1 protein-coding gene is annotated in these 756 nt (G+C 47.7%); it reads left to right on the top strand.

What is annotated here, in order from left to right; all coding sequences use genetic code 11:
* Positions 1–756: hypothetical protein (locus tag L4C54_RS24110; RefSeq protein WP_428810094.1), on the top strand; the 756-nt coding region annotated here is incomplete at both ends.

The raw sequence follows: 756 nt of genomic DNA, 5'->3' as shown, positions 1-756 counted from the left end.
CGGGTGAAACTGTTGAGGCAGATGACGCTGCTGCTGTCTTCTTAGTTGACTTAGATAAAGATGTCGATGGCGAATTGACTTACACCTTCAACCTTAATATTGAAGGCTATGGTGACGGTGATGATGCCGTCACTTACAGCGCTGAGATGGCGGATTTCTTGGCCAGTGGTCAACTCACGGTTACATATAAAGATGGCTCAGGCGTAGAGCAACCACCGGAATTAGTGGTCAATGGTGGCGAGCTTGTTTTACCGGGCGATGCAATCGATATCACCGTYAGTGTCGGTATCGAGAACGATGACATATTTGAAGGTACCGAGAGCTTTGGTCTGGATGTCCATGTTGATGGAGATATTGGTGACGAGCTTGATGAGCTCTCGCTTGATGGTCACGGTAGTGCAACTATCGTTGATGAGAATGGACCTGACTTTGATGATATGCCTGTTCTGACGGTTTCTGATGCGGGTGAAACTGTTGAGGCAGATGACGCTGCTGCTGTCTTCTTAGTTGACTTAGATAAAGATGTCGATGGCGAATTGACTTACACCTTCAACCTTAATATTGAAGGCTATGGTGACGGTGATGATGCCGTCACTTACAGCGCTGARATGGCGGATTTCTTGGCCAGTGGTCAACTCACGGTTACATATAAAGATGGCTCAGGCGTAGAGCAACCACCGGAATTAGTGGTCAATGGTGGCGAGCTTGTTTTACCGGGCGATGCAATCGATATCACCGTTAGTGTCGGTATCGAGA

The sequence above is a fragment of the Vibrio lamellibrachiae genome, from assembly GCF_050337265.1.
GTDB classification, from domain to species: Bacteria; Pseudomonadota; Gammaproteobacteria; order Enterobacterales; family Vibrionaceae; genus Vibrio; species Vibrio kyushuensis.
This window is presented reverse-complemented; position numbering and strand designations above follow the sequence as displayed.